General features: G+C 59.3%; 8 protein-coding genes. 7 read left to right on the top strand and 1 reads right to left on the bottom strand.

What is annotated here, in order from left to right:
* The first annotated feature begins 2 nt into the window (after positions 1-2).
* Positions 3-383 carry a hypothetical protein gene (locus ACSQ3Q_RS20655; protein WP_436136198.1) on the top strand — a complete coding sequence of 127 codons (381 nt, stop codon included), beginning with the start codon at positions 3-5 and terminating at the stop codon, positions 381-383.
* Positions 384-711: 328 nt separating this feature from the next.
* Here ACSQ3Q_RS20655 and ACSQ3Q_RS20650 read toward each other — a convergent pair whose 3' ends face one another.
* Positions 712-1,089, bottom strand: coding sequence for an integrase core domain-containing protein (locus ACSQ3Q_RS20650; protein ID WP_436136197.1), 378 nt, complete (start codon positions 1,087-1,089; stop codon positions 712-714).
* Positions 1,090-1,933: 844 nt separating this feature from the next.
* Here ACSQ3Q_RS20650 and ACSQ3Q_RS20645 point away from each other — a divergent pair.
* From ACSQ3Q_RS20645 to ACSQ3Q_RS20620, 6 genes are all read left to right on the top strand, one after another.
* Complete coding sequence (locus ACSQ3Q_RS20645; protein WP_436136196.1) at positions 1,934-2,056, top strand: hypothetical protein; 123 nt, start codon at positions 1,934-1,936, stop codon at positions 2,054-2,056.
* Between the two features lie 442 nt (positions 2,057-2,498).
* On the top strand, positions 2,499-2,765 hold the full coding sequence (locus tag ACSQ3Q_RS20640; protein WP_436136195.1) for a flagellar biosynthetic protein FliQ: 267 nt from the start codon (positions 2,499-2,501) through the stop codon (positions 2,763-2,765).
* Positions 2,766-2,774: 9 nt separating this feature from the next.
* Positions 2,775-3,647: a flagellar biosynthetic protein FliR gene (locus ACSQ3Q_RS20635; protein ID WP_436136194.1), complete on the top strand. Its 873-nt coding sequence runs from the start codon at positions 2,775-2,777 to the stop codon at positions 3,645-3,647.
* Positions 3,647-4,741 (top strand): EscU/YscU/HrcU family type III secretion system export apparatus switch protein, encoded by a 1,095-nt coding sequence (locus ACSQ3Q_RS20630; RefSeq protein ID WP_436136193.1) that lies wholly within the window; start codon positions 3,647-3,649, stop codon positions 4,739-4,741. Before ACSQ3Q_RS20635 ends, ACSQ3Q_RS20630 begins: the two co-directional genes overlap by 1 nt.
* Complete coding sequence (gene flhA, locus ACSQ3Q_RS20625) at positions 4,738-6,837, top strand: flagellar biosynthesis protein FlhA (RefSeq protein WP_436136192.1); 2,100 nt, start codon at positions 4,738-4,740, stop codon at positions 6,835-6,837. The genes ACSQ3Q_RS20630 and flhA overlap by 4 nt, the downstream gene beginning before the upstream one ends.
* A 35-nt stretch (positions 6,838-6,872) precedes the next feature.
* Entirely contained in the window at positions 6,873-7,661 is a 789-nt protein-coding gene (locus ACSQ3Q_RS20620; protein WP_436136191.1) for a flagellar hook-basal body protein, read from the top strand.
* Positions 7,662-7,667 lie beyond the last annotated feature (6 nt).

Raw genomic sequence — 7,667 nt, 5'->3', positions numbered from 1 at the left:
CTATGGAAAAAATTCTTGGTGGTTCTATTGGAAAGAAAGGCAAGATTCCCGGAAGTGGTGATGAAGCAGAGCGCGTTCGCTATGTCTCCTTTGACGGTAAAAAGTCTCCAAAGAAGCTCTTCCGAGAGGTTACCGGTCGTATCGATCCGATAGTGCCGACTGCAGGATCGGTGATGCTGGAACCCTGCGTTATCACGACTCCAGACGGAACTCACCTGTACGCTCTGTACTACAAAGGTGACATTGCAGGATGGCAGCGGCAGATTGAGGAGGGGGCCAAAGAGCTAGGTCTTGTCACGGCCAAGCTCATAGAACAAATGCTCGTGCTGTCCGATAGTCGACGCTTCCCGCTGGACGAATGCGAGATTCAATTTAACGATTGATCTTTCTATATAGAACGCTTTCTAGTTCGTGTCCTATCCGCGTGTCCGCAACCCTTTGGTCGCTCTCGCGAGCTGATTTTTCAACAATCTCGGCCTCGCGCCCCACTCCAACGCCCACACAACTGGCTTCTCTCGTCCATCCATCGTCTTGGTGCGCCTGCTTTTTTAGCAAACCCTCCGCTTTGGACGAGCTGATCCCTCCCTCATGCGGACACTTCATATTTCGGCTTCGGTTGGGGTTGAAAATCAACATCGCAATCAGTAGCCCACATCAGCCCATCAAGCGACTGCACCCATCGCCCCTGCCCATACCGGTGTCGTACTGCGTTCAGGTCTGCCCGCCCCGGGCTTCTGCTGGTGTCAGGGCACCAAGGCTCTGGTGCACCCGCACATGGTTGTAGAAGTTCGCGAATTCATTGAGCCGCCCTTGCAGCGCCGCAGCGTCAGGAATGAAGCGTTGCCGAAGTAAGGGCTTCAAGTTGCCAAACAGCCGCTCGATTCGCCCGTTCTGCCAGGGGCAGCCCGGATCAATGCGCTGGCGCTTGATGCCCGCGAGCTTGAAGAACGAGGACCACACCCGACCGGTGAGCTTGGCCTCGTTGTCAGTACGCACCGCCTCGGGCACGCCATGTTCAGCGCAGGCCGCATAGAACTCGGACAGCAAAGTCCAAGTGCATTTGCGTGTGAGTACCTTGATGCGCAGCAAGGCCCGCGAACCTGGTCGATGATGGCGAAGGTGGGGTGCTGGTTGCCGTCGCTGGTACAGGTCAAGGTCAGGTTTATGCCCCACTCCAGCTTGGCGGGCACGATGCGGGGAGGCTTACCCCTCATGCCTCGGCGCATCGCAGCGATGAATTCGGCGTTCTCGCGGCAGCGCGCATGCACCCAGGTCTTGCCCACCGTCATCCGCTGGCCGTGCAGACGGTTGAAGTTGTGGGCGATGGCTCGGGGCGTTTGCAGATGCGCGGCGAGTCGCAGCACCTCGGCCAGCACCCATGCTGGCTTCTTGCGGGACGGCTGAGTCTGGCAGCCCGCCGCATCGAACTGCACCTTGGCCTTCCTGCGCCGTTGCCGCACCCTTCCTGTGGGCCTCGGGGGGCCAAGGCGCAACCACCAGTGCCCCAGCATGTTTACCACCAAGAGTCGCCGCAGGGGGGATGCCAACACAGGGCCAGCAGGATGGCAGTCAGGAAACATTGCATGTGCAGTGAATCCAGAGGAATCTCGGTTGGTTGAGGCCCAGTACACGAAGTTTGATAAAAATTAGCCGCTACCGCTTACCCAGCATGCTTTGATTGCTATCAACAGAGTAGCAAGTACGCCTGGCAGGCTCAACACCCCGAGGGATAACCGCCACCTACGGATACGCCCAGTTGGACCGCCAAACCTCGGGGCGCGGACGCTCTACCGAATTTGCTCCTAAAAATATAGCGACAAATGATGCCCATCAAGCGATGGCGTCCATTTAGTCCCTGAAGTCAAAGCTGGGCGCAGTCACGGAGACCTACACCTACGACGCCAACCGGCTTAAAACCGTCAGCCACCAGACCGTGGACGAACAAGGGCAGGCCACCAGTGGCACTGCGTACCTGCTGGACACCCGCCAGTACGACGCGGCGGGGCGGCTGCTGCAAAGTGCGGCCCCGCAGGCACTACGACAGCGTGGACGGTGAAACGCCGAGCAAAAACGCCACCGCGAGAGGCTCAGACCATCCCTTCATCTTCGAATACTCGGTTCGCATGGCCCACTGTTGTTGAAACTAAACAAGAACGTAACAGACGTGGGCTCGATGTATGGAAAGGTGTTCGGCCCGGTAAACTCAGCGCCGATTGATCATCGATCGGCATATGGAGTCTGCACAGGACCTGAAAAATAATGCCGGTTTGAGGGCGTACTTGCTGTCTAGCGAAACGACGCTCTCATGATTTGCCATTGTCGTGGGGTAGGGAGTTGAAGTCGCAGCACCTCGGGTGGGGCGAGTGCCTTCATGGGAATGCCGGGCGCACCTCAATAAAAGCACAAAAAGCCAGAGGCGTCTTTCCAGTACCAACTTTTGTTTATGGCCCGTGCCTTTGCGCGCACTTGTGCGCGTCTGCTTTAAGAGTTGGTGTCCAATGAATGCGGATCTTGCGTTGAAGATGCTCTCAGACCTGTTTTGGACAGGTCTGGTCGTTTGCCTGCCTGTCCTCGGCCTGACCATGCTGGTCGGGCTGTTGATCAGCGTGTTGCAGGTCGTCACGCAGATTCAAGAGATGTCTTTGACCTTCGTTCCGAAGCTGCTCACAGCGGCTGTGGCGATCGTCATGTTTGGTCCATGGATGCTGAAGAAGCTCGGGCAGTTTGCGACGCAGCTATGGGTTGGTATCCCCGGCATGTTCTGAGTTTTGACCATGGCAGCCGGATCGCTCGACACATTGGTATTTTCCGCTCTGCGCGGAGATACGCGCCCGATGGTGCTGATGGCGCCTGTCTTCCTGCTGTCCCTGCGCATCGCGACCGTTCTGGCCATGACTCCCGTGCTGTATGCCATGCCCATGCCGGGACGGGTGAGGGCCATCGTTGTCATTGCGCTTGCGGTGGCGCTGGCCGCGGGCCTGCAAAGGCCCGTAGGGATTGCAGTGGATGGGACAGGCCCCTGGATACGGGCTGCAGTGATTGAAATGGCGCTGGGCGCAACCCTGGCGCTGGGCGTACTGGTGGCCTTCGCAGCGTTTTCGATGGCGGGCAATCTGCTCGACGTGCAGATTGGCTTTGGCCTGGCGCAGGTGTTCGATCCGGTGAGCCAGCGGCCATCCGCTTTGCTGGTATCCACGTTTAATTACGCGGCCGTGCTGGTGTTTTTCCTGGTGGACGGGCACCACGCCTTGCTGCGTGCATTGGCTTATAGCGTCGAAGCATTTCCGCTAGGGGCGCCCTGGTCTGCAGAGGCAGCGGCGGGTGCCGTAATGAAGCAGGCGGGTGGCTTGTTCAGCCTGGGCTTTGCTCTGGCCGCCCCGGTGGTGTTTTGCATCCTGATGGTGGAACTTGCTTTGGGCGTTGTCTCGCGCAACCTGCCCCAGATCAACATGCTGGTGCTCGGAATCCCCACAAAGATCGTCGTGGGCCTGGCAGTGCTCTCCTTGTGGTTTGCAGGCATGGGCGGCGCGATGAACCGTGTGTATGCCAGCATCTTTGATACGTGGCAGGCCATGTTCATTGCGGCGGCTCCCTCCGCATCTGCCCCATCACAGTCAAGTCTCGGCACTCGGGAGGCTGGGCGGTAATGGCTGAGCAAGATCTCGACCGTAACGAGGCGGCAACCCCCTACAAGCTGCAGAAGGCCCGGGAGAAGGGCCAAGTCTCCAAAAGCGCGGACGTCGTTTCTGCCGTTGTATTCGTGGTCGCCGTTGTGTACCTGAGCTCGCGTGGATGGGACACCACGCGCGAGCAGTTTCAGTTCGACCAGATGCTGCTCTTGCAAACTGGACGCATGGACCCCGGCGGTGCAAGTCTGTGGCCCCTGATTGCTGGGGCGCTCAAAGGCACGCTCTTTTGGCTTGCGCCCTTTCTTGTGACGATCATGCTGGCTGCGTTGCTGGCCAACGTGTTGCAGACAGGCATCGTCTTGTCGCTCGATCCGGTGATCGCCGACGTCAGCCGGCTCAACCCTGTCAATGGCTTCCAGAAGGTCTTTTCTGTGCGCACGCTCTTCGACACGGCACGTGCATGTGTGAAGCTCGTGCTCCTCGTCATCACGGCGTACTACGCGTTGATTGCTCTCGCCCCGCAGTTCTACAACTTATCCGGGCTGTCTCCGTTGGGCTACGTTCACACGCTTCTCGGAGATATGGCCAGTCTCGGGTTGAAGATGTCAATGATCCTGGGGTTGATTGCGCTGGTGGACCTGCTGTTCACCAAGCATGAGTTTTCCAAAAAGATGCGCATGAGCAAGCGCGAGATCAAAGACGAGTCCAAGAACAGAGATGGCGACCCCCGTGTACGTGCCCGCATGCGAGAACTGCGCAACGAAGCGCGCAAACGCAGCCAGTCCTTGCGACAAACCAAGAATGCAGACGTCGTGCTAACCAACCCCACGCACGTTGCCGTGGCGCTGCGCTACGTCCACGGTGAAATGGATTCGCCCCAGGTGATAGCCAAGGGGGCCGGGCATCTTGCCGCCGTCATGCGCCAGATCGCAGCGCGGAACAACATCCCTATCGTTCAGAGTCCCACGCTTGCGCGCAAGCTGTTCAAGGAACTGGACATTGAGCACTATGTGCCGCCCCAGATGTTCGTTGAGGTGGCACGGATCATCGTATGGGTGTTTGCGATGCGCGACCGGCGTGCGGGTGGCGAGCACACGGGAACGGCGGCATGAACTCGCTGCAACGTTTCTTTGGCAAGCACAGCGATGTCGCGATGGTGCTGGTGGTTCTGGGCGTGCTCGTGGTGCTTTTTGCGCCCATACCAAGCCCTCTGCTGGACTTTCTGATCCTCACTAATTTCAGCTTCGCGTTCCTGATCCTGCTGCTGACCTTCTATATGGCGCGGCCGGTGGAGTTCTCAACCTTTCCCTCGCTGCTGCTCATTGCGACGCTGTTCCGCCTATCGTTGAACGTAGCGGCGACGCGGCTCATCCTGTCGGACGGTGATGCTGGCCAAGTGATCGGCGCCATCGGTGCGTATGTGGTCGGCGGCAACTACGTGATCGGCTTGATCGTCTTTCTGATCCTGATCGTCGTGCAGTACGTGGTGGTGACCAATGGCGCGCAGCGCATCTCCGAAGTCGCGGCGCGCTTCACGCTGGACAGCATGCCCGGTCAGCAGATGAGTATCGATGCCGACCTGAACATGGGTTTCATCGACCAGGAAGAAGCCCAACGGCGCCGCAAGAACATCGAGAAGGAAGCGGGCTTTTACGGCGCCATGGACGGCGCCAGCAAATTCGTCAAGGGTGACGCGATCGCGGGCATCATCATCCTGCTGATCAACATCGTGGGCGGCTTGGTAATCGGGATCCTGCAGCACAAGATGCCGTGGGACCAGGCATTGCGAACCTATTCGCTGCTGACCATCGGCGACGGTATTGTCACGCAGGTGCCTGCGCTCATCATTGCCGTGGGTACCGGCATCATCGTGACGCGTTCGGCGTCCGATGGAAACCTCAGCCAGGAAGTACTGAGGCAGATCACGTCGTTCCCAAAGACACTGGTGCTGGTGGGGGCCGCGCTCTCGGGGCTGCTTCTGCTGCCTGGGATTCCGCTGTTGCCCACATCTGTGCTCATTGTCTTCGTGGCCGCCGTCGCGTGGTTCTGCTATCGCAATGTCAAGGCGCAGGCGGAATCAACGGCCGGGGCCGACAAGGCGGATGGCGATGGAAGTGCGCAAGGCACTGCCGAAGAAAATGCCGAAGACCCGTATGCGGTCTTGCAGGTGGAGCCGATCGAGATCCACGTGGGCAGCCAATGGGCTGCGCTGGTAAATCAGCCCGGCAGTGCGTTCATGGAGCGCATCGTTACCTTCCGCAAGCAGCATGCGCAGGAACTGGGCTTTGTGCTTCCGCGGGTGCGCTTCAAGGATGCAGTGCGCCTGGGCGCGGACCGCTACGAGATTCACCTGGATGGGGTGATCTGTGGCCGTGGCGACGCCCGGGTAGACCGTATCCTCGCCATTCACCCATCCGGCAAGACCGATGGCCTTGCAGGGCAACCTACTCGCGATCCCACTTACGGACTGCCTGCGCTGTGGATAGAGGAAGACCAGCGCGAAGCCGCCATGGCCGGTAAGTTCACGTTGGTGGATGCGCCCACGGTTTTTATGACCCACCTGACTGAGGTTTTGCGACGCGAGTCTGCGGCACTTCTTACCCGTGCGGAGGTCGACAAACTGCTGGCGCGTGTGCGCCAGCACCACGCGAGCCTGGTGGAGGAGCTGATTCCGACCGTGTTGTCGGTCAGCGACGTGCAAAAGGTTTTACAGAACCTGCTGCGCGAGAAGGTTTCCATTCGCCACATCGAGGCCATCCTGGAAACCCTGGCGGATGCGGGGCGCCAATCCAAGGACGCGGGTTATCTCACCGAATTGGTGCGCCTGCGGCTGGGCCACGCAATCTGTCAGGGGTTGATTGGTGAAGCAACCGCTTTGCACGTGCTTACCCTGGACCCGGTCGTCGAAAGCCAGTTCCTGCAAAGCGTGCAAACGGCCCAGGCCGCTGGCGCCGAAGGCGGCGCTGGTGTGACAAGTTCGTTTGTTCTCGAGCCGAAGATGGCCGAGCAGTTGATGGTCAGGCTCATGCAGCAGGCTGAACGCATGATGAAGGGCAACATGCTGCCCGTGCTGCTGTGCGCGCCGGAGCTCCGCAGGCACGTCCGTTCGCTTTCGGAACGGGTAATGCCGCACTTGCGTGTGCTGTCCATGGCGGAAATTCCCCACACCATTGAACTGAAGTCCTACGCGGTAGTGAGCCTTCAGTAAGCAGTGGGCGTCAATCTCTTAACCAACACGAATCTATGCAAGAAGTCCTGGCCCTCGCTTTGCAGTCCATGCACACGGACATGCAGAAGATCGACCGTGTCGGTAGCAACCTTGCCAACGCACTCACAGCAGGCTACCAGCGGGAAACCATTGCCAGTCAGCCGGTCGGCTTTTCCGCACAAGCCTTTTCTGCGGTGATTGATGGCATGCAGGCCCAGCCCGCCGGAGCGAGGACGGCCGCTTTGGCGATGAGGATGCCTTCGCTGCTCGTCCAGACCGACGTGCGCCCAGGGACCGTCAGATCCACAGGCCAGAGTCTGGACGTGGCGCTCGCTGGCCCCGGCTATTTCGAAGTGATGACCGAGGCTGGTCCTGCTTATACCCGTCAGGGGGCGTTCCAGGTGGATGCCCGGGGGCGCTTGGTGACGGCCCAGGGGCTTCCAGTGATGGGCAATGGTGGCGAAATCGTTCTCAACGGCGACCGCCCCTTCATCGACTCTGTCGGCAACGTCTTCGAGTCGCGCACGGGCGTAGCGGACAGCACTACTCCGGTGGCCCAGATCAAAGTACTGCAACCGGAAGACACCAAGGCGATGCGACGTTTGGGAGATGGCCTGTTCTCTGCGGACGGCTCGTTCACTGCCTTGAAGGATTCCGACATTCAGATTCGCCAAGGTTTTCTTGAGAATTCAAACGTCAACTCCATGCAGGAGATGGTCCAGCTCATGCAGACCATGCGCCACTTCGAGTCCATGCAGAAGATCGCTGTGGGCTACGACGACATGACAGGGCAAGCAGTGCGCAAGCTGGGCGAACTCTCCTGATATCTC

Source organism: Acidovorax sp. LjRoot129 (assembly GCF_964253765.1).
Taxonomy (GTDB): Bacteria; Pseudomonadota; Gammaproteobacteria; order Burkholderiales; family Burkholderiaceae_C; genus Acidovorax.
This window is presented reverse-complemented; position numbering and strand designations above follow the sequence as displayed.